Below are 16,821 nucleotides of genomic sequence, written 5' to 3' on the forward strand. Positions count from 1 at the left end.
CGTGGTTGCTCAGATCGCCGAGGCCAGTCCGTCGGAGTCTCCAGCTAATTGAGGTCCATCAACTTTCCATGGGCAACAAACTCATTCTGTCCGGTGTGTGGCGCCATCCTTGTGGGACCACGTCTCGAATCACCTGCATGAACTATTACAGCCCTGCGGCGCAGGAGCGGGTACGGGACGCCGCGTACGATGCAATCGAAAAAGTGCTCAATAGCGTGTTCGAGCCCTTAAGTCGGCAGGCCCTCGCAGCACGGTGGAACCTGGCTTGTGAGGCGATGGCCAAGCACCTTGAGGCATTGGACACTGGCGAGGAATGATGTGTCTGGCCCTGAAACATCCGGACGAGCGCTTAGCGCGCCCTCATCCGGATCTCTAACTGCGCGCTCCCGCTTCCCGGAAACCTTCCGAACCCGGCTGGGCCGCCGGATGGTTTGAACGGCGAAAACCGTAGGCCGGGTGGGAGCGGCAGACAGAAGTTCTGTTCCAGCCGGCCGGGTCCTCAGGCATCGGTCACGGGACGGCGGGCAGCTCGAGTTGTGTGCCCGCGTCAGCGGCCGCCTGGATTTGGTTGAACAATGGCTCCCGGCGGCAGAGCAGCCACGCTCGCATCATGAGGTTGGTTTTGCCTATGTCTTCACGGCAATGGCTGGCCGCGCTGCGTTCCGTTATCTGTGCCACGCACCCGACCGGCTGTGCGCTGAATGTGGTCCGCCTCTACATTCCGGGGATCTGCTGGGCTTCGTGGACCTCGATTTCGCAGCCGCCGGGCATGTTAAGGTGCGGGTGCACCTTGGCGAGGTCCACGGCTGCCTCAAGGCTGTCGGCCTCGATGATGCTGTATCCGGCGACCTCACGCTGGCTCGGTGCGGTGGCCCCGTCGGCGGAAACGCGGGTGCCGTTGGCCAGGGGCGTGCCGAAATCGATCAGGCCCTTGCCGACCTTGCCGGCCCAGACGTTCCACTGCTCCATGGCGGCGGCCATGTCCTCCGGGGCCGGCGGGGCGGCTTCCGCCGGGGTCATCGGGGCGTGGTAGATGAAGACGAACTTGGACATGCTGTTCCTGCTTTCCTTGGTTTTCTTACGGATTACTGGGTGGAGATCTTTAGGCGGCTACGGACCGGCCGGTGAACCCGATCAGGCGCTCAAGACTCCCGGCGCTCTCTGCGACAGGCTGGGCAGCGGCGAAGCTGCCGCTGGCGCGGACCTGCTCGGAGATGGTCAGCTGGGCAAGGCCCTCGACGTAGTCGGTGACGACGTCGGAGACGACGAGCTCCTGTCCGGTGGCTTTCGCGAAGTCCCAGGCGTGAACGAGCAGTTCCAGGTTCAGGATGCCGGCCACGACGGTGGCCGGGAGTTCGGCGAAGCCCATGTCGATGGTGCCCTCGGTGCCTCGGCGGGTGAAGGCTTCCAGGGTGGACTGCGCCAGTGCGGCGATGCGCACCTCGGGAGAGGCGTCCGGGTGGTCTGTCACGTTCGCGCCGAGTGCGCCGCCGATCTGCTTCAGCGATCCGGCCAGGTGCTCGAGCAGTTCGTGGGCGGTGAAGTCCGCGCAGGGGGTTGCTTTCTCCCGGTCTGCCGGGGTGAGCTTGCGTAGCACGCCCAGGAGCACGGCGAGCGATGCGTCGGCCGAGCTGAGGGGATCGATCCCTTCGGGAGCAGCGGACCATTCGTCCGGTCCGGCGCCGGCAGCGGTGGACGTTTCGGCGATGAGGCGGTCCAGATAGTGGTTCCAGCCCTCGGCGTGCGCTGTGGCTTGTTCGGTGGTGAGTCCGTCGTGCACCAGGCGCAGCGAGGTGCCCTCGGCGTCGGGCTCCAGCGTGATGGTCACGGTGGATGCCCCGGGTGCCAGGTCCATTCCGGATTCCCAGCCCCAGGTGAAGACGACGCGCTTTCCCGGTTCGATCTCCTGGAAGGTGCCGGTCGCGTGGTGGCCCGGGGTGACTGTCCAGCGGTACTCGCCCCCGATCCGCAGGTCGACACGTGCGGCGACCGTCTGCCAGCGGCGCAGACGCTCAGGGTCGGTGATGAGCGCAAATGCCTCGTCAGCGCCGACGGGCAGGTGGATGGTTTGATCGAAGCTCATGGGAGGGGTCCTTAGTCTTGAGGGAATTATCCGAATGGGACTGGTGATGTTTCGGGGGTCCTTGGCGCTGGGCGGCTAGCTCTGCGGCGTCGGAGGCCAGCAGATCCAGTTCGTCGGTCCAGAACTGCTCGACGAGTTCACGCAGCCGGCCCATGCCCCCGGGGTCGAGCCTGTAGTACCTGTTCCGCCCTTCTTTGCGGGCAGTCACGAGCCCGGCCTGCTCAAGCAACAGCAGGTGCTGCGAAACCGCAGAGCGGCTCACTGTGAATTCGGCGGCCAGCTCACCTACTGTCTGTTCCCGGCCTACCAGGAGATGCAGCAGCCGGCGCCGGTTCGGCTCTGCGGCTATCTCCAAGGCGTCCAACACAAGAAATACGTTAGTGGACGCTAACGTATTGCGCAAGGCGTCGGGGAGAGCCCGTGACTGACCGACTCCACCGGTGACGGCAGGCCGGTCAGGAGCCCCGGGGCAACGTTCGGCACTTGCGGCGCCGCCGGGCCGGGACGCGGGCACCACATGCCCGGGGACCGCTCCGACGATCTACGTTCACCCGTCCTTCCTGCTGGCCGGGTGTCCGGAGCTCCGGCCTGCGGAAGTGCGGGTATTCTCTCAACAGGTCCAACCTCGCCCCACCCGAGAGGAACACAATGGCACACGCCGAAAACGAGATCACCATCGACCGCCCCGCGACGGAGGTCTACGCATTCCTCGCGGACGGGCTGAACAATCCGGCGTGGCGGCGGACCGTGCAAAGCATCGCTCTCCAGAGCGGCGCCCCGGGCGAAACCGGCGCCGTTTACAGCCAGACCCTGACGGGACCGCGCGGCAAATCCATCCAGGGCGACTACCGGATCACCACCGCCGATCCAGGTCGCTCTTTGGCCTTCCAGGTCATTGCCGGCCCGGCGCGTCCCGAAGGCCAGTACCTGCTGGCAGAGTCCGAGGGCCGCACCACCGTCCGCTTCATTTTGGACCTCAAGCCGTCCGGCCTGATGAAAGTCCTCGACGGACTTATCACCAAGACCATGAAGTCCGAAGTCGGCCAGCTGCAGGACCTGAAAACGGTCCTCGAAGAAGCCTGAACCTGCCGCGGCGGCCGGTCTGATACCCTGCCGGATTGGCCACACCCTAGGATTGCCTCATGTCCACATATGAAGTCACCCGCACCGCAGTCATCCCGGCCCCGGCCGAAGAAATCTTCCCGCTGGTCAACAGCTTCCATGAGTGGGCCAAATGGTCACCGTGGGAATCAGTCGATCCGGCCATGCAGCGCAGCTACACCGGCTCCGACTCTGGCGTCGGTGCCAAGTACGCGTGGAGTGGCAATCGCAAAGCTGGCTCCGGAACCATGGAAATCGTCCAGTCCGCCGCCCCGAACTCCATCCGGATCCGCCTGGAGTTCACCAAGCCCTTCAAGACCGTCAACCCGACCACCTTCACCTTCACGCCGGCCGGCAACGGAACCCAGGTGACCTGGACCATGACGGGGGAGAACAAGGGTCTCGGCAAGATCTTCGCTCTGTTCATGAATATGGACAAGATGGTCGGCGCGGATTTCGACAGGGGCCTAGCATCGCTCGCCGCAGCGGTCCAGCGCAGGTCCTGAGGACCGGGTCGAATAAAACCAGGGAATAGAGCTATAGACGGCTTTGGCGCGATCGTCAACGGCTCCCCGACGTGGATATCTGGTTTGATAACCAGCTGAGTCCAAACCGCAACAGGAAGTCGTGGCGCAGGCCTTTTATGCGGCTATGCATTTTGCGTCCCACGCGGAAATCTCCCCCAAGGAAAACCGGCGAATGGCGCAGCCCCCTGAGACCCGGGCAGACAAGCACTGACCTGCTGGAAGCCGCGGCAGCACCCTTCCTTGCGGAGACTCGCGAGTTGACCCCGGGGGGTCGAGTCCCGTAGCTATATACCTCGGTCAGCTCCTGTTTACCTGCTCAACCCCTGTGTGTTTCCTGAGACTTCTAGTTTGGGCATTGTTCGGTCCGGCCCGTGGCCGTATGTTCTCGCCCAACTTGGAGGAACCCATGAAGCGCATGACCACTGCGCTCGCTTCGGCCTGCGCGGCCGGAGCGATCATCACCGCTGCCGTCGGCGCCGGCACAGCCGGTCCCGCTGCGGCCGCACCCGCCGGCAACAACGGCGATGTAAAGAATGTCATCTACCTGCTCGGCGACGGCATGGGTCGCACCCACGTCACAGCCGGCCGCGAGCGGTTCTACGGCGCCAATGGGCGCCTTGCCATGGAGACCATGCCGTCCCACGGCTTCGTGAGCACGTACTCGGTGGAGAAGAAGTCCGGCCAACCGGGCCAGCCGGGCTTCGCGCCGAACTATGTCACCGACTCGGCCTCCGCGGCGACGGCCTGGTCGTCCGGGGTGAAGACCTACAACGCCGCCCTCGGCGTTGATGCCAAGGGCGAGCTCGCGCCGACCGTGATGGAGATGGCCAAGCAGGCCGGCTACCGCACGGGCAACGTCAGCACCGCGGAGATCACGGACGCAACTCCTGCCGGCCAGATGAGCCACGCCCTCGCGCGGGGCTGCCAGGGCCCGGTCTATTCCGCGAAATCCTGCCAGGACACCGCGGTGACCGGCGCCGAGTTGCCGGCCAGCGACCTCCGCGTGACCCCGATCGCCAAGCAGATCGCGCGCAACGGAACCGCAGATGTGATCTTCGGCGGCGGCCTGAGCCGCTTCGACACCGCGGATGAGAAGGCACTCCGGGACCAGGGCTATGACGTCCTGAGCTCGCCGGCGTCGCAGAAGGTCGCCACCAAGGACGACCTCGCCAAGGCCCAGGGCGGCAAGGTCTTCGGTCTGTTCAACAAGGGAAACCTTACGATCGAGAAGTCCAAGCAGGACAATCCTGCAGCGGCCGAGGCTAAGGAGCCGACGCTGGCCGAGATGACCCGCAAGTCCATCGAGCTGCTCAGCTCCGGCAAGGGCACCGGGGGCAAGGGGGCCAACGGCGACAACGGCAACCGCGACGGAGACAACAACGACACTCAGGGCAAGGGCTTCTACCTCCAGGTCGAGGGCGCCCTCATCGACAAGCGTTCGCACGCGAACGACGCCGCGCAGACGCTCGAGGAGATCAAGGCCTTCGACGACGCGGTCGCCGTCGCCCTCGACTTCGCCAAGAAGGATGGACACACCCTCGTGATCACCACCGCCGACCACGAGTGCGCAGGGTTCAACATCATCGAGAAGGGCAGCTTCACCAACGCCGAGGCGGCCAACCCGCCGGTTAACACCGACGGCGGCAACCCCGCCAACAACTCGACCCCGGCCCGCACGGGCGGCAACTCGAAGGATCCCTCCCGCTCGAGCGGCATCGTGAACGGCGCGGGCGCGGGCGACCCGCACAACTTCGCCCCGGCAACGTTCCGCACCGCCGACGACGCCGCCGGCGTCACGGACGGGACAAAGGACGCCAGCCTGTGGCTGACCTACCTCTCGGGTAACCACACCGGCGCCGACGTCCCAATTTACTCCTACGGCGCAGGCTCCGAGAAGCTACAGGGCACGGTGGACAACATCGACCTCTTCGGCATCGTCACGGACGCCCTCCGGCTCCGCTGACCAGCAGGGGGAGGGCGGCGGCCCCTGGCCGCCCCTTCCCCCAATGCTCTCCCATCTCGACCACCAGGATTGCCATGAAGCCCCTCCTCGCCTCCGCCCTCGCGGCCGCCGCCCTCCTCTCCGGCTGCGCGGCCCCGGCCCCGGCCCCGTCGGACACGCCCACTCCCGAGCCGGCCGCGGTCCACACACAGCTGCCCGGCCTGACGGCCCCCACCGGCGAGCCCGACCTCCCGTCCCTGACGAACGCCCACCCGCAGCCTCGCCAGGCTGTCCGCGCCGCCGGGCCGTTCGACAACCGCTTCGAGATCGACCGGCTGGCCTTTGACGGCAACAACGTCACAGGCTCCGTCCGCATAACCTCCGATGTGAGCGACCTCCTCGAACTCGTCGTGGTCGCGGGCTTCTACGACGCCGGCGGGCAGCTGGTGGGCGAGGCCCGGTTCGAGCACCACGCCGACGGTGACGCCGGCCACCAGCACTCCGGACCACCCAGTGAGACCGAAGAGTTCAGCATCGCCGTCCCGTCCCAGGCCGCCGGCAAGGCCGTCTCCACCGCGGTCGGGGTGCCGGTCCTTGTCAACGAATAGCGGGCGGCCCGGGCCCGGCGACAACGCAGGTCTGGTTTTCGAGCTGACCATGCGCACGGCTTATGGGGCGGAATTCCGGCAAGATGTTTGTGGCCTGCGGGGGTGAGGCACCGCAAGTGCAGATTTTGAAGAATTCGGGATTCCGGCCACCACACAAGTCCTGGATTGCCATCGCCGAGCGCAAGGAAACCGTGGCCGGCCGCCGCCCCCGGCAAAGACGAGTAAAACCAGAGTCTCAGCCCACGGAAGTTGAACCGGGGAGCTGAGACCCTGGTACTGCTGTATTACTCAGTGCTTCTCAGTGCTTCCTGAAGGCGTCTTTGACTTTCTCGCCGGCCTGCTTAAGATCGGCTTTGACCTGATGGCCTTTGCCCTCGGCCTTCAGCCGGTCGTTGCCGGTGGCGTCTCCGGCGGCTTTTTGGCCCTTGCCGTGGAGTTTCTCGGCAGCGTTGTGAATCTTTTCTCCCAAACCCATGGCGAATCTCCTTATGTGGCCGCTTCTGCGGCATGATGCCGCCGAAACCGACAATTAATTGTAGGTGCGAATCGTCACTCCGGGGCCTTTCGGTGGCAACATCCAGGTTGCACCGGCGGTCCGTTGGATGCAGAGCCCCGGCTATTCGGCCGCTGTGCTGGCCGATGCCTTTTTGACGGTGGCCAGCAGGAGGACTCCGGCGACGGCTGTTGCGCCGGCGGCTAAGAATGCGATGAATGCTTCTGCCGGGGCCGAGTCGGCCTCACCGAGGACGGTGATGCCTAGGGTGACGGCGACGAGCGGATCGATTACGGTCAGGCCTGCGACGACGAGTTCGGGTGTCCCCCGAGTGTGGGCGTTTTGGACCAAGAATGTCCCGAACAGGGCGGCGACGATCAACCCTGCCAGACAGGTCAGGGATAGCCATTCGAAGTCGCCCTGGAAGAGTCTGGCAATGACGGTTTTGGCCAGCGCCGCGACGAACCCGAAGAGGATCCCGGCTCCGGCGGTGAACACGACGGCGCTCCAGCGGTGGCGCCAGAGACTGAAACCCGTGCCAAGCGCGGCGAGGACGGCGCCGAGCAGCATCAGAATTGTGATGAGGTGCCGGTCGCTGATTTCAACGTCGCGCGCGGAAACTGCTGCGACTGCAACGAACACCCCGACACCGGCGATGCACAGGGCCACGGATGTGAGCGCGCGGCGGCCCGGGGACCTTCGTGTCATCCTGGCCGTGGCCAGGGTCGTGACCACTAGGGCGACCGCGCCGATGGGCTGCACAACGATCAGGGGGGAGAATTTCAGACTTGTGAGCTGCAGCAGTATGGCTGCGCCCAGCATGGCTGTGCCGGCGAGCCATGCCGGTTTGCCAAGGAGGGCCTGCAACCGGCCCCCGCCCATGCTCCCGGCGGCACGCCCCGGTGCTGGTGCCTGCTCGCCTACGGCTTTGTGTTGGAAGAGGGTGCCGAGGGCAAGCAAGATCGCCCCGGCGACGGCGATCGGGATGCCAAGCCAGTGATAGGACGACAAGATCGGCACGGCGACAGTGTGAATCATGATCCGACCCTACAGGTGGCCTGCAGCGCTGACGGCACCGCCTCGGCGCCTTCCGGGACAAGGGGCCGGGTGCCTAGAAGGACCACCGGCTACCGGCTTGGCCTTATCGGGACAACGGGTGCAGGTCAGACGCCTGCAGGATCGATGACGTTGTGGCGTTCAATGGTCGCCAGTTCCTTCAGCTCCTGCAGAATCTCCAGCTGCTGGCTATTGATTGCCATAAGCAGCTCAATCTCTTCCTTCGCCTTTACATTGGTGTCGTAGTCGTGTTGGGCCATGGCGGCGGCGATGGCATCCTGCCTTTTGGCGGCGATCAGCAGGATGGCGCCTTGGAGGCCGGCCAGCATCGAGAGCAGGAGGTTTAGAAGGATGTAAGGGTACGGATCCCAGGAACTGGTGGCCAGGGCCCAGGTGTTGATGGCGGCCCAGATGAGCATGAAGGCGATGAAACCGCCCACGAATGGCCAGCTTCCCATGCCGTTTCGCATGAGGTCGGCGGCGCGCTGGCCTCTAGTAAGGGTGGCTTGGTGCCCGTCGTGCCAGGTCTTTTGGTGGTCGGTCATGACTCAGGGTAGCCGTGGAACGCCCCCGCCCAGCCTCTGCTTGCCAGTAGGCGGACAAGCGGCAGGATGCTAAGCTTGCTTAGTTTCTCTTTCTGTCAAGCAGAGTGCGGCGAGGGCTAACTTGAAAGGTCCCGCCGGTCGTTGCGTCTGGCGGGGCTTCATACGCTTGCCTTCCGTCACTTACTGGTCTGTCGCGTCGGCGAAGCTGACGCCGGGCGTGCAGATCGCCGTGAGCATCGTGGTGAATGCTGCAATTGTTGTGGCTGTGGGCGGCATTGCGGTGTTCCTGCAAGCACGTCCGTTATGGACTAAGCGGCACAGATGGGTAACCGGCAGACTACTCGGCGCCGTCGGCGTGAAACTCGCCATCGACGCGCCTCTCTCGGCAACCCCTTAACGATGCCCGGGCCAGCCGGGACCTTCTGCTCTAGAGCCCTCCGCCCAACCTGCCTAGCGTCGAAGTACAAAGACTGGAAACCGTCCATATTTGAGGGAGCTAAGAGCAGTGGCCACACTGACACGCAGCATTACGATCGACGCGCCGGTCGAGACAGTATTCGACTTCGCCTTGGACATCAGTAATTTGTGGACGATGAAGGACGTCGAGTTGACGGATGTCGACATCAAGCCTGAAGGTGTCGGCACTTCCGCCCGCCTGACCACGCATCTCCTGGGCTTCCGCCTGGTAGGGGGTGTCGAGTACACCGAGGTCGTCCCCGGTCAGCGCATCGTCGCGCAGGTCCACTTCTTTGCGGAGAAGCCGACATGGAGGTTCATGTTCGAACCCGCCGACGGCGGCACCAAAGTGACCGCACAGGCCGAGTGGGACGTGAAGGTCCCGCTCGTGGGCGAGCCTATCGAGCGAATGATGGTGAAGGAACACGAGCCCTACGTGGAGGCGATGCTCGCCGAGCTCAAGTCAAAGGTGGAGGCCAAGACCGCCGCCTGATGCCGCGAAGCCGCTTGCGGCATCCCCGTGAGGCATCTGCTTGGCGTGGTGGTCAACGGGCTCTCGGTGTGGCACTGACCGATGGCTTTCCCCCCATGCCGGTGTGTACAGCGAATACCCCCACACGGGAGACTGACGCCATGCGGAAATTGACCTTCGGTATGAACCTGAGCCTGGACGGCTACATCGCCGCGCCGGGTGGCGACATCGGCTGGAGTGTACCGAGCGACGAGTTGTTTCAATGGTGGTCCGACCGGGTGGGGGCGACCGGGCTGGCGCTTTACGGGCGCAGACTGTGGGAGACGATGAGCTCCCACTGGCCGACTGCGGACCAGCAGCCTGGCGCCACACCGGCGCAGATCGAGTTCGCCCGCCGCTGGCGGGAGATGCCCAAGGTGGTGTTCTCCACGACGGCCAGCACGGTCGGCGGCAACGCCCGCCTGGTCACAGGCGATGCGGTCACCGAGATCACCCGGCTCAAGGCCGACGACGGCGCCTCCATGGACATCGGCGGTGCTACGCTCGCCGCGGCGGCCATGCGGGCCGGGCTGATCGACGAGTACGCGATCGTCACCCATCCGGTGCTGGTCGGCGGCGGCACGCCGTTCTTCACAGCCCTGGACAACTGGGTGAACCTGAACTTGGTGGAGACCCGGACATTTCCCGGTGGAGTGGTCCTTACCAGGTATGAGACCCGGCGCTGAGTGCCCGACGTCGAGTCAGTGCGACTCAGCCTGCGAAGCCTCTAAAACGTATTTCCCCTAGAACAGCGGCCACGGCACCGCGGACATCTCACCGCTCGGCGCCGGAAACCGAGCTGTCCGGCGCAACCGCTCGCAGCGCGCGGCGAGCGAAACGATTTCTTCGGCGCTGAGCAAGTCCGCCAGGTTTCGGCCCAGCTGGCCGTGCAGTCCTTCGCTGACACGATCGATGCCAGCCTGTTCCTCGGCGGTCAGGGCGTCGCCCAGCCATCCCCACAGCACAGTGCGCAGCTTGTGCTCACGGTGGAAGGTGAGCCCATGGTCCACGCCATGCCGGTGTCCGTCCGTCATGGCAAGAATGTGGTCGCCTTTGCGGTCGGCGTTGTTGACGATGATGTCGAACACCGCCATGCGTCTGAGCGCTGGGGTGTCTTCGTGAACGAGGGCGACCATGCGTCCGTTCTCATCTCGTCCTTCGAGAACGCGTTTCCAGCCCGTCTCCGGCACTTGGTCCGTCGCGACCAAGTCCACGGCGCTTTGGGCGGGGTCCGGCTCTTGCCAGAGCTGCACCATTCCCTCGCCGTGCGGACCATCGCGCAGCCAGGTGCGCGGCACGATGTCCCAGCCGAGGACCTGCGAGACCAGGTAGGCGGCCACCTCCCGGTGAGCCAGGGTGCCGTCGGGAAAATCCCACAGCGGACTTTCGCCTGCTAGCGGCTTATAGACGACCACAACGTCGCCGATGCTGCCCAGGAAAGTAGCGTTTGACGCCGTCGCGATGCGGCCAGTGAGCGTCAGCTCGGCGGTCACTAGGTCCGGCGCTGGCATCAGACCTCGGGGAGGGTGCAGATGTGCCCGTCGGCATCTATGGGGTAACCGCAGAGTGGGCACGTCGGGCGCCCGGCGCCCACGATCTCACGGGTGCGCTTGGCGAATGCGCGGGCGGTGCCGACCGGCATTCTCACCAGCAACATTTCGGGCACGTCAGGGCCGACCTCATCAAGGGATTCGTCGTTGTCATCAGCATCCACATCGGCGATGGGATAGGCCTCAAGTACGACCTGGGCCGTTGTTGGGTCCCACCCTAGGCTCATGGCGCCGGTGCGAAAGTGCTCCTGAACGGCCTCGAGCTGGTCATTGTCGACCAGTTCAATGGGAGTGCTCGTAGGAATGCTAAAGGGGTTGCCCTCGACAGTGATGAGCTGGTCGAGAATCTCGTCGATCTTGTCGGCGAGCAGAGCCGACTGCTGCTTCTCGAGGGCAATACTCACGATCTGCTTCCCTGCGCGCACCTGCAGGTAGAACGTGCGCGCCCCCGGAACGCCAATGGTGCCAACGACGACCCGATCAGGCCAGGCAAACTCGTGAACACGTGTAGGCATGTCAGTATTTTAGGCACATCAGGATCATGGCGCGTCGTGCCCGGCACCGCCGCCCACCGGCGCATCGCCAGAGTGGATGCCGTTCGACAGCCACGACAGGTCACCGGCGTCGGTGTTGGTCGCGTAGACGCTCGGCCGGCTGGCGCTGTAGCGAACGATCGATACGGAGGCGGGGCCCACGTTGATCCGCTGGAACAGGTCAAGGTGCATGCCGAGTGCGTCGGCAAGGATTGACTTGATGATGTCACCGTGACTCACCGCCACCCACACGGCATCTGGTCCGAACTCGGCTTCGAAGGCTGCGTCGTGGCGTCGAATCGCTGCCACCGACCGGGCCTGCATCGCCGCCATGGATTCGCCGCCGGGAAAGACGACGGCGGACGGTTGGGACTGCACAACCGTCCACAAGTCCTCGGCCGCGAGATCACTGAGGGTGCGGCCCTGCCACTGGCCGTAGTCGCACTCGGTGAGGTTGTGATCGACCGGCGCGGACGGCGTGCCAGCCTGGCGGTCGAGGATGAGCTGGGCGGTCTGCTGACAACGCTCAAGAGGGCTCGACACCACCCCGACTAAGGGGACGGCCGAGAGCCGGTCTCCGGTCAGAGCCGCCTGGTCGCGTCCGATCTGGTCCAAGCTGACGCCGCCGGCACGACCGGCCAGCACTCCGGTTGCATTGGCTGTGGTGCGGCCGTGCCGCACGAGAATAACTGTCGCCATCCACCCAGCCTAACCACCCGGTCGACGGCGGTATGAACCGCGGGCCAAGGGCCGGTCCGACAGGGAGCCGAGTACCGCATGCCGTGCACATGCGCCAGCGGCCGATCGCGGTCCCGATGCAGGGGCTGGCTGTCGGCTGGCTGACGGCTCAGCTTTCCGGCACAATCGTCACCACGAGTGCCAAAGCTACGCATGATCATGGCTGGCAGAGGCCACCTGCGCCAGGGCCACAAGCCCGCTCATCTATTGGGGGAACAACTTGAAGAAGCGCACCACGCTCCCGGCGGCCGCGGCTCTGGCCGGCCTTCTACTCACCGCGACGGCCTGCACGGCACCCGAACGGAACACCGAGCCGTCCACCCCGGCGGCCGCCGCCAGCACCCCGACGGCCGGCGTCGGAAAACGCTCGGCGCTGGGGCCTGTCGTGTCAGATTCGTTCGGCAACGCCGACTATTACACGACGCTCCCGGGCGACACGCCCGCCATGGTGGCTGGCTCCTTCCGAATCTCCGAGGCGAAACTCGCCGAGTTCAACAACCTGCAGCCCGGGACGCCCCTGGCGCCGGGCACGAAGCTCCGCCTGATCCCCGCCCCGGGACCGATCACTGGTGCGCAAGGAACGGCCGTCATCGACGCCAACGGCATCCCCACCAGCTATGTCGTTGAAGCCAAGGACACCCTGGACGGGATCACCTATCGGTTCGGCATCAATGCAAAACAGCTGGCGGAAGCGAACCAAGTACCGTACGTCGGCGAGCAGGGCGGCGTGTACTTCCTCCTTGCGGGCAAACACCTCCAGCTGCAAAAGAAGCCTGTCGACAGCCGGTCCGGCACAGGGCCCACCGTCGACAATTCATTCCATCAGCCGATCTTTTACACGACTGTGGACGGCGACTCCCTGGACAGCCTCGGCTACAAGTTCCGCTCCACCACGGCCCAGCTAATGCAATACAACCCGTCTCTCACCGCGGATCGTGCCATCCCGGCGGGGACTAAGGTGCGGCTCATGCCCGGTGAGCTCAAGATCGACGGCGCCAAGGGCACCTTCACCGCCGACGCCGACGGGATCCCCATCTCCTACACCACGGCGCCCGGGGACACTGAGCACCAGATCGAGGCCCGGTTCAAAGTACCCGACCTTGGCTTGGCGAACCGTCCGCTCACCGGCAACGCCACCGCTTGGTACACGATGACAGACGTTCCCAGCGGGGAGATCGCCCCGGGGCAGACCATCAGCCTCACCCTGAGCAAGCCCATCAATAAATAGCTCCCCGCCGCGACGACCAGCCCTGGCGGCGGTCTTGCGCCGGCAGTGTGCCCCGCCGTGTCAATCCGCTATCTCGGCGAGATTGAGAACGCCGTCGAGAACCGCGACGGGCCCGCCGTCGGGCTGCGCGAGAGCTAAGTACAACGGCCGCTAACCACCTGGGCACGGGTTTCTCCGCTGAGAGCACGTGTTCTTGGCGGCGCTCGCTGGTGCGAACGGTGCACCCCTCGGTCCTGTCGCCGCGGCCGCCACCGGCGTAGGCTTCGGCTGTGCCGGCCCTGTCCGTGGGACCTGTCCGCGCGGCCGGCAGTCGCCTATGAAGGAGTCCGCCATGACTGTTCTGGTCCAAAACCTTGTGCCCGGCCTGACCCGGGAACAGTACGAAGGCATCGCTGCGGCCCTGAGGGACAAACTCAAGGCCACCCCCGGATTCAACGCCCATTACGCCTATGAGAGCGACGGCGGAATGACGGTCGTGGAAATTTGGGAGGAGGCAGCGCAGCACGATGCCTGGTTCGACAACAATGTCAGGCCGAACCTGCCGGTGGAGATCACCCCGGTGAAGCACGAACTGGCGAACAAGGTGACAATCTAGGGCGCCCGTGCGCTCAGTTCATACCGTCGAGCATTCCGACGTCACCGGCGTGGGGACGTCACCCCTGGACGGTGGTCCCTTGCGGACCTAACGTCCGGTGGCTGCGGCGGTTTGGCGTTCTGTCACGAAGGGACCCAGCAGCGTCCTGAGGTGGGAGTGGACCTGTTCCAGCTTTTGACCGGATTCGAGCATCCGGGTGCCGGCGTGGACGACGGAGTTGATCATCTCTGCGACCGACTCGGGGTCGGCTACGCCGAGTTCGGCGAGGGTCTCGATGAGCGGTTCCTGGAGCTGGCGGTGCATCCGGGTCGCTTGCTCGTCGAGTTCGGCGCCCGGCGCCAGCGCGGCCAATGCTGCCCCGACGGCGTGCGCTCCTTCAGCGACAAGATCCACGTTGGCCATGGCGTAGGCCAGGATGCGGTCCGCCTTGGTGGGGGCATCGGCCATGGCTCCGGTGACGCGTTCGGTCCAGCGCGGGAAGATGTCGCGGACCAGGGCCTGGAGGAGGTCCTGCCGGGAGTCGAAGTACTGGTAGACGCTGGGCCTGGATAGTCCGGCCCTCGAGGCGACATCGGCCATGGTCGGCGCTTCGGAGGTTTCCTGCAGAATTTCGTGGGCCGCGTCCAGCAGTGCGCGCTCCTGTGCGGCGCGGTGTTCCGCGACGGTGGCGGCGCTAATTCTAGGCATTGCGGGATCCTTTGACTCTGACTGGCCTACACATCAAGAGTACGGCGCGCGACGGCGGCCCGCTGAGCAGGCCGCCGTCGTCGTGCCCGGGGGATCGCCTGCTAGCGGGCCGGAGCCGGGGCGCCCAGACGGCCGTCCACCATTTCCACAACGCGGTCGCAGTAGCCAAGGACATCGTGGTCGTGGGTGACCATGACGGTTGCGACGCCGTGGTCGTGGCTTTGCCGGGCGAGGAGTTCCACGACCTCCCGGCTGCGGGCCCGGTCCAGGGACGCGGTCGGTTCATCCACGAGAAGGAGTTTCGCCCCGGTGACGAGTGCCCGCGCGATGCCGATGCGCTGCCGTTCACCGCCGGAGAGCTGGCCGGGACGGTTGGCGGCACGGTGGGCCATGCCGACGGAGTCCAACAGGGAGACGGGATCGAAATTCTTCGGTCCGCCCGCAAGCCGGTTGACGAGCCGGAGTTGGTCCGCCGCAGTGAGGGCCGGAATGAGGTTGCCGGACTGGAAGACGAAGCCAATGTTCGCCAGCCGGAACGCAGCGCGTTTGCCCTGGCTCAGTTGGGAGAGGTCTTGGCCGTTGACGCTGACCGTACCGGAATCCGGGGAAGCGAGAGCGCCGGCAACCGCGAGCAGTGAGGATTTGCCGGAACCTGACGGCCCGACAATGGCCAGGAATTCGCCGGGGGCGACATCGAGGTTGACGTCATCCAGGGCTGCCACCTTGGTGTCGCCGTCGCCGAGTTCCATCACCGCGTGGCGGACGGACAGGCCGGTGGTTCGGGGTGCGCCGGCGAGGCTTGCGCCGGCCGCCGTGAACGTGGGGTTGGTCATCGCTGTCCTCCAAGGGCATTAAGCGGGTCGATGCGGGAAATGCGGACCACAGCCACGGCGGCACCGATCAGGCCCAGGCCAATGGTGAGAGCCGTGGCAATGGCGATCGGTGCGGCCTCAAGGGCGAATGGCATGGCGTCAGGCATGGCGGCGCCCAGCCCCAGGCCGGCGGCCACGCCCAGCGCGGTGAATCCCACCAGCAGGATGGCGGCCTGGGCCAGGCCGTCCCGCAGCAGGTAGCCGGTAGAGGCCCCGATGGCCCGCAACACCGAGATTTCGTGCTTGCGTTGGATCGTCCACACGGTGAAGAACGCGCCGACTACAAGGGCACAGATCGCGTAAAGGAAGACCTGGATCATGCTCAGGGTCATGGTCTCGGCCTCATAGCCGGGAGATGCGTTGAAAGCGGCGGACAGTGATTTGCTGGACGTTCCGGCCGAGGCATCGCCGGCGGCGAGGTCCAGCTTGGCGCCGGACTTCGCCTGGATTGCAACGACACTCGCTGTATCAAACGTGAGCGCGGACAATTGTGCGGCGCTCGGGGCTCCGGAGGCGGCCTGGCCGGAGGCGATCAGCTGCCAGGTTTTCAAGGGCAGGTAGGCGACGTCGACGTGCCCGAAGGTGGCCTGCCCTTCGGTGAAGCCAACCACCTTAAGCTTCGTGCCGATCCGGTCCAGCGTCACAACCGTGCCGAGTTCGATGCCTTCAGCCTTTGCGGTCGAAGACACAACAATGCCGTCAGCTTCTGCGAGTGCGGTGCCTGCGGAGCGGGACGGTTCCAGGAAGGAACCGGGCTCGACGCCGAAAAGCGTGAGGTCGATCTGCTTGCCGGAATCGGTGGTGGCGTTGGCCATTCCGACGCCCATTTTCTCGGCGGCGGCCACGCCAGCTACACCGCGCCAGGCGTTGAGCTGCTGGTCATCAATGACGGAGCGGGAGAAGGCGTTGTCGGTCTTGGTGCCCTGGTCGAAGGCGACGGCGGTCACGGGCATCGATTTGAGGCCGGACACGCCGTCGTTGACGAGGCCCGAGGAAAGGCCGGAGAGCATCACCATCAGTACAGCGATGAGTGCGATGACACCGCCCATCAGGCTGAAGCGGCCACGCGCGAAGATCAATTCGCGGAGTGCAAGGAACATTGGAAGTCCTAAGTTGGAGTGGGGGATAGGCATTTGCTGACGCGACGTCAGCATCTTGCCGACAGTTTGTCAGGAAAACGTTGACGTTTCAAATCCCAATGCTCCAGGGCGTGGATGACGCTGCCGCATGGGCTTCCCTTTGCTCGGCGGCAGAGGCGCTGTGGTGCGCGGACGTGGTGGCACGGCCGAAGGCCGC

General features: G+C 65.2%; 21 protein-coding genes. 9 read left to right on the top strand and 12 right to left on the bottom strand.

The features are described 5' to 3' along the window. The first annotated feature begins 137 nt into the window (after window positions 1-137). Window positions 138-317 (top strand): hypothetical protein, encoded by a 180-nt coding sequence (locus tag ACZ5Z0_RS13970; protein WP_349414682.1) that lies wholly within the window; start codon window positions 138-140, stop codon window positions 315-317. 397 nt (window positions 318-714) lie between these two features. Here the strand turns inward: ACZ5Z0_RS13970 and ACZ5Z0_RS13975 are convergent, their stop codons facing one another. Genes ACZ5Z0_RS13975 through ACZ5Z0_RS13985 form a run of 3 tightly spaced genes read right to left on the bottom strand, consistent with a single transcriptional unit; the run spans window position 715 to window position 2,447 of the window. After that, window positions 715-1,053, bottom strand: a complete 339-nt coding sequence (locus tag ACZ5Z0_RS13975; RefSeq protein ID WP_464108941.1) for a YciI family protein — start codon at window positions 1,051-1,053, stop codon at window positions 715-717. Between the two features lie 49 nt (window positions 1,054-1,102). Then, window positions 1,103-2,083: a TIGR03086 family metal-binding protein gene (locus tag ACZ5Z0_RS13980; protein ID WP_464108942.1), complete on the bottom strand. Its 981-nt coding sequence runs from the start codon at window positions 2,081-2,083 to the stop codon at window positions 1,103-1,105. After that, window positions 2,043-2,447 (bottom strand): ArsR/SmtB family transcription factor, encoded by a 405-nt coding sequence (locus ACZ5Z0_RS13985; RefSeq protein ID WP_464108943.1) that lies wholly within the window; start codon window positions 2,445-2,447, stop codon window positions 2,043-2,045. The genes ACZ5Z0_RS13980 and ACZ5Z0_RS13985 overlap by 41 nt, the downstream gene beginning before the upstream one ends. A 284-nt stretch (window positions 2,448-2,731) precedes the next feature. Between ACZ5Z0_RS13985 and ACZ5Z0_RS13990 the strand changes: the two genes are divergently transcribed. The 4 genes from ACZ5Z0_RS13990 (at window position 2,732) to ACZ5Z0_RS14005 (ending at window position 6,261) form a co-directional block, all read left to right on the top strand. After that, the gene (locus ACZ5Z0_RS13990) at window positions 2,732-3,166 is read left to right on the top strand and encodes an SRPBCC family protein (protein ID WP_464108944.1); all 435 of its coding nucleotides are present in this window, start codon (window positions 2,732-2,734) and stop codon (window positions 3,164-3,166) included. Between the two features lie 59 nt (window positions 3,167-3,225). Next, window positions 3,226-3,690 carry an SRPBCC family protein gene (locus ACZ5Z0_RS13995; RefSeq protein ID WP_464108945.1) on the top strand — a complete coding sequence of 155 codons (465 nt, stop codon included), beginning with the start codon at window positions 3,226-3,228 and terminating at the stop codon, window positions 3,688-3,690. 427 nt (window positions 3,691-4,117) lie between these two features. Continuing rightward, entirely contained in the window at window positions 4,118-5,674 is a 1,557-nt protein-coding gene (locus ACZ5Z0_RS14000; RefSeq protein ID WP_464108946.1) for an alkaline phosphatase, read from the top strand. Window positions 5,675-5,748: 74 nt separating this feature from the next. Continuing rightward, a complete protein-coding gene (locus ACZ5Z0_RS14005; RefSeq protein ID WP_464108947.1) occupies window positions 5,749-6,261 on the top strand; it encodes a hypothetical protein in 513 nt (170 codons plus the stop codon). Between the two features lie 298 nt (window positions 6,262-6,559). Here ACZ5Z0_RS14005 and ACZ5Z0_RS14010 read toward each other — a convergent pair whose 3' ends face one another. From ACZ5Z0_RS14010 to ACZ5Z0_RS14020, 3 genes are all read right to left on the bottom strand, one after another. Then, on the bottom strand, window positions 6,560-6,736 hold the full coding sequence (locus tag ACZ5Z0_RS14010; protein WP_464108948.1) for a CsbD family protein: 177 nt from the start codon (window positions 6,734-6,736) through the stop codon (window positions 6,560-6,562). A 141-nt stretch (window positions 6,737-6,877) separates the two neighbouring features. Beyond that, window positions 6,878-7,792 carry a DMT family transporter gene (locus ACZ5Z0_RS14015; protein WP_464108949.1) on the bottom strand — a complete coding sequence of 305 codons (915 nt, stop codon included), beginning with the start codon at window positions 7,790-7,792 and terminating at the stop codon, window positions 6,878-6,880. A gap of 125 nt (window positions 7,793-7,917) precedes the next feature. Then, a complete protein-coding gene (locus ACZ5Z0_RS14020; protein WP_464108950.1) occupies window positions 7,918-8,355 on the bottom strand; it encodes a DUF1003 domain-containing protein in 438 nt (145 codons plus the stop codon). Window positions 8,356-8,860: 505 nt separating this feature from the next. On the opposite strand from ACZ5Z0_RS14020, the gene ACZ5Z0_RS14025 reads away from it, so the two are divergent. Together ACZ5Z0_RS14025 and ACZ5Z0_RS14030 are read left to right on the top strand one after the other, a co-directional pair. After that, the gene (locus ACZ5Z0_RS14025; protein WP_464108951.1) at window positions 8,861-9,304 is read left to right on the top strand and encodes an SRPBCC family protein; all 444 of its coding nucleotides are present in this window, start codon (window positions 8,861-8,863) and stop codon (window positions 9,302-9,304) included. A gap of 140 nt (window positions 9,305-9,444) precedes the next feature. Further along, window positions 9,445-10,008, top strand: coding sequence for a dihydrofolate reductase family protein (locus ACZ5Z0_RS14030; protein WP_464108952.1), 564 nt, complete (start codon window positions 9,445-9,447; stop codon window positions 10,006-10,008). A 57-nt stretch (window positions 10,009-10,065) separates the two neighbouring features. Here ACZ5Z0_RS14030 and ACZ5Z0_RS14035 read toward each other — a convergent pair whose 3' ends face one another. Genes ACZ5Z0_RS14035 through ACZ5Z0_RS14045 form a run of 3 tightly spaced genes read right to left on the bottom strand, consistent with a single transcriptional unit; the run spans window position 10,066 to window position 12,104 of the window. Beyond that, on the bottom strand, window positions 10,066-10,833 hold the full coding sequence (locus ACZ5Z0_RS14035) for an SCO1664 family protein (RefSeq protein ID WP_464108953.1): 768 nt from the start codon (window positions 10,831-10,833) through the stop codon (window positions 10,066-10,068). Then, complete coding sequence (locus ACZ5Z0_RS14040) at window positions 10,833-11,387, bottom strand: DUF3090 domain-containing protein (protein WP_464108954.1); 555 nt, start codon at window positions 11,385-11,387, stop codon at window positions 10,833-10,835. Before ACZ5Z0_RS14040 ends, ACZ5Z0_RS14035 begins: the two co-directional genes overlap by 1 nt. A gap of 24 nt (window positions 11,388-11,411) precedes the next feature. Next, window positions 11,412-12,104: a histidine phosphatase family protein gene (locus tag ACZ5Z0_RS14045; RefSeq protein WP_464108955.1), complete on the bottom strand. Its 693-nt coding sequence runs from the start codon at window positions 12,102-12,104 to the stop codon at window positions 11,412-11,414. A gap of 259 nt (window positions 12,105-12,363) precedes the next feature. Between ACZ5Z0_RS14045 and ACZ5Z0_RS14050 the strand changes: the two genes are divergently transcribed. Both ACZ5Z0_RS14050 and ACZ5Z0_RS14055 read left to right on the top strand, forming a co-directional pair. Next, window positions 12,364-13,371, top strand: coding sequence for a LysM peptidoglycan-binding domain-containing protein (locus ACZ5Z0_RS14050; RefSeq protein ID WP_464108956.1), 1,008 nt, complete (start codon window positions 12,364-12,366; stop codon window positions 13,369-13,371). Between the two features lie 331 nt (window positions 13,372-13,702). Continuing rightward, window positions 13,703-13,966 (top strand): antibiotic biosynthesis monooxygenase family protein, encoded by a 264-nt coding sequence (locus tag ACZ5Z0_RS14055; RefSeq protein WP_138768708.1) that lies wholly within the window; start codon window positions 13,703-13,705, stop codon window positions 13,964-13,966. Between the two features lie 87 nt (window positions 13,967-14,053). Here the strand turns inward: ACZ5Z0_RS14055 and ACZ5Z0_RS14060 are convergent, their stop codons facing one another. From ACZ5Z0_RS14060 to ACZ5Z0_RS14070, 3 genes are all read right to left on the bottom strand, one after another. Continuing rightward, window positions 14,054-14,653, bottom strand: coding sequence for a TetR/AcrR family transcriptional regulator (locus tag ACZ5Z0_RS14060; protein ID WP_464108957.1), 600 nt, complete (start codon window positions 14,651-14,653; stop codon window positions 14,054-14,056). A 101-nt stretch (window positions 14,654-14,754) separates the two neighbouring features. After that, a complete protein-coding gene (locus ACZ5Z0_RS14065) occupies window positions 14,755-15,486 on the bottom strand; it encodes an ABC transporter ATP-binding protein (RefSeq protein WP_464108958.1) in 732 nt (243 codons plus the stop codon). Next, on the bottom strand, window positions 15,483-16,625 hold the full coding sequence (locus ACZ5Z0_RS14070; RefSeq protein WP_464108959.1) for an ABC transporter permease: 1,143 nt from the start codon (window positions 16,623-16,625) through the stop codon (window positions 15,483-15,485). The genes ACZ5Z0_RS14065 and ACZ5Z0_RS14070 overlap by 4 nt, the downstream gene beginning before the upstream one ends. Window positions 16,626-16,821 lie beyond the last annotated feature (196 nt).

This window comes from Arthrobacter sp. T2-23, from assembly GCF_055398325.1.

What these genes read in the sequence shown, in the direction of transcription:
- ACZ5Z0_RS13970 (WP_349414682.1), top strand. Translation starts at nt 138, where the DNA reads ATGAACTATTACAGCCCTGCGGCGCAGGAGCGGGTACGGGACGCCGCG.
- ACZ5Z0_RS13975 (WP_464108941.1), bottom strand. Translation starts at nt 1,053, where the DNA reads ATGTCCAAGTTCGTCTTCATCTACCACGCCCCGATGACCCCGGCGGAA.
- ACZ5Z0_RS13980 (WP_464108942.1), bottom strand. Translation starts at nt 2,083, where the DNA reads ATGAGCTTCGATCAAACCATCCACCTGCCCGTCGGCGCTGACGAGGCA.
- ACZ5Z0_RS13990 (WP_464108944.1), top strand. Translation starts at nt 2,732, where the DNA reads ATGGCACACGCCGAAAACGAGATCACCATCGACCGCCCCGCGACGGAG.
- ACZ5Z0_RS13995 (WP_464108945.1), top strand. Translation starts at nt 3,226, where the DNA reads ATGTCCACATATGAAGTCACCCGCACCGCAGTCATCCCGGCCCCGGCC.
- ACZ5Z0_RS14000 (WP_464108946.1), top strand. Translation starts at nt 4,118, where the DNA reads ATGAAGCGCATGACCACTGCGCTCGCTTCGGCCTGCGCGGCCGGAGCG.
- ACZ5Z0_RS14005 (WP_464108947.1), top strand. Translation starts at nt 5,749, where the DNA reads ATGAAGCCCCTCCTCGCCTCCGCCCTCGCGGCCGCCGCCCTCCTCTCC.
- ACZ5Z0_RS14010 (WP_464108948.1), bottom strand. Translation starts at nt 6,736, where the DNA reads ATGGGTTTGGGAGAAAAGATTCACAACGCTGCCGAGAAACTCCACGGC.
- ACZ5Z0_RS14015 (WP_464108949.1), bottom strand. Translation starts at nt 7,792, where the DNA reads ATGATTCACACTGTCGCCGTGCCGATCTTGTCGTCCTATCACTGGCTT.
- ACZ5Z0_RS14020 (WP_464108950.1), bottom strand. Translation starts at nt 8,355, where the DNA reads ATGACCGACCACCAAAAGACCTGGCACGACGGGCACCAAGCCACCCTT.
- ACZ5Z0_RS14030 (WP_464108952.1), top strand. Translation starts at nt 9,445, where the DNA reads ATGCGGAAATTGACCTTCGGTATGAACCTGAGCCTGGACGGCTACATC.
- ACZ5Z0_RS14035 (WP_464108953.1), bottom strand. Translation starts at nt 10,833, where the DNA reads ATGCCAGCGCCGGACCTAGTGACCGCCGAGCTGACGCTCACTGGCCGC.
- ACZ5Z0_RS14040 (WP_464108954.1), bottom strand. Translation starts at nt 11,387, where the DNA reads ATGCCTACACGTGTTCACGAGTTTGCCTGGCCTGATCGGGTCGTCGTT.
- ACZ5Z0_RS14045 (WP_464108955.1), bottom strand. Translation starts at nt 12,104, where the DNA reads ATGGCGACAGTTATTCTCGTGCGGCACGGCCGCACCACAGCCAATGCA.
- ACZ5Z0_RS14055 (WP_138768708.1), top strand. Translation starts at nt 13,703, where the DNA reads ATGACTGTTCTGGTCCAAAACCTTGTGCCCGGCCTGACCCGGGAACAG.
- ACZ5Z0_RS14060 (WP_464108957.1), bottom strand. Translation starts at nt 14,653, where the DNA reads ATGCCTAGAATTAGCGCCGCCACCGTCGCGGAACACCGCGCCGCACAG.
- ACZ5Z0_RS14065 (WP_464108958.1), bottom strand. Translation starts at nt 15,486, where the DNA reads ATGACCAACCCCACGTTCACGGCGGCCGGCGCAAGCCTCGCCGGCGCA.
- ACZ5Z0_RS14070 (WP_464108959.1), bottom strand. Translation starts at nt 16,625, where the DNA reads ATGTTCCTTGCACTCCGCGAATTGATCTTCGCGCGTGGCCGCTTCAGC.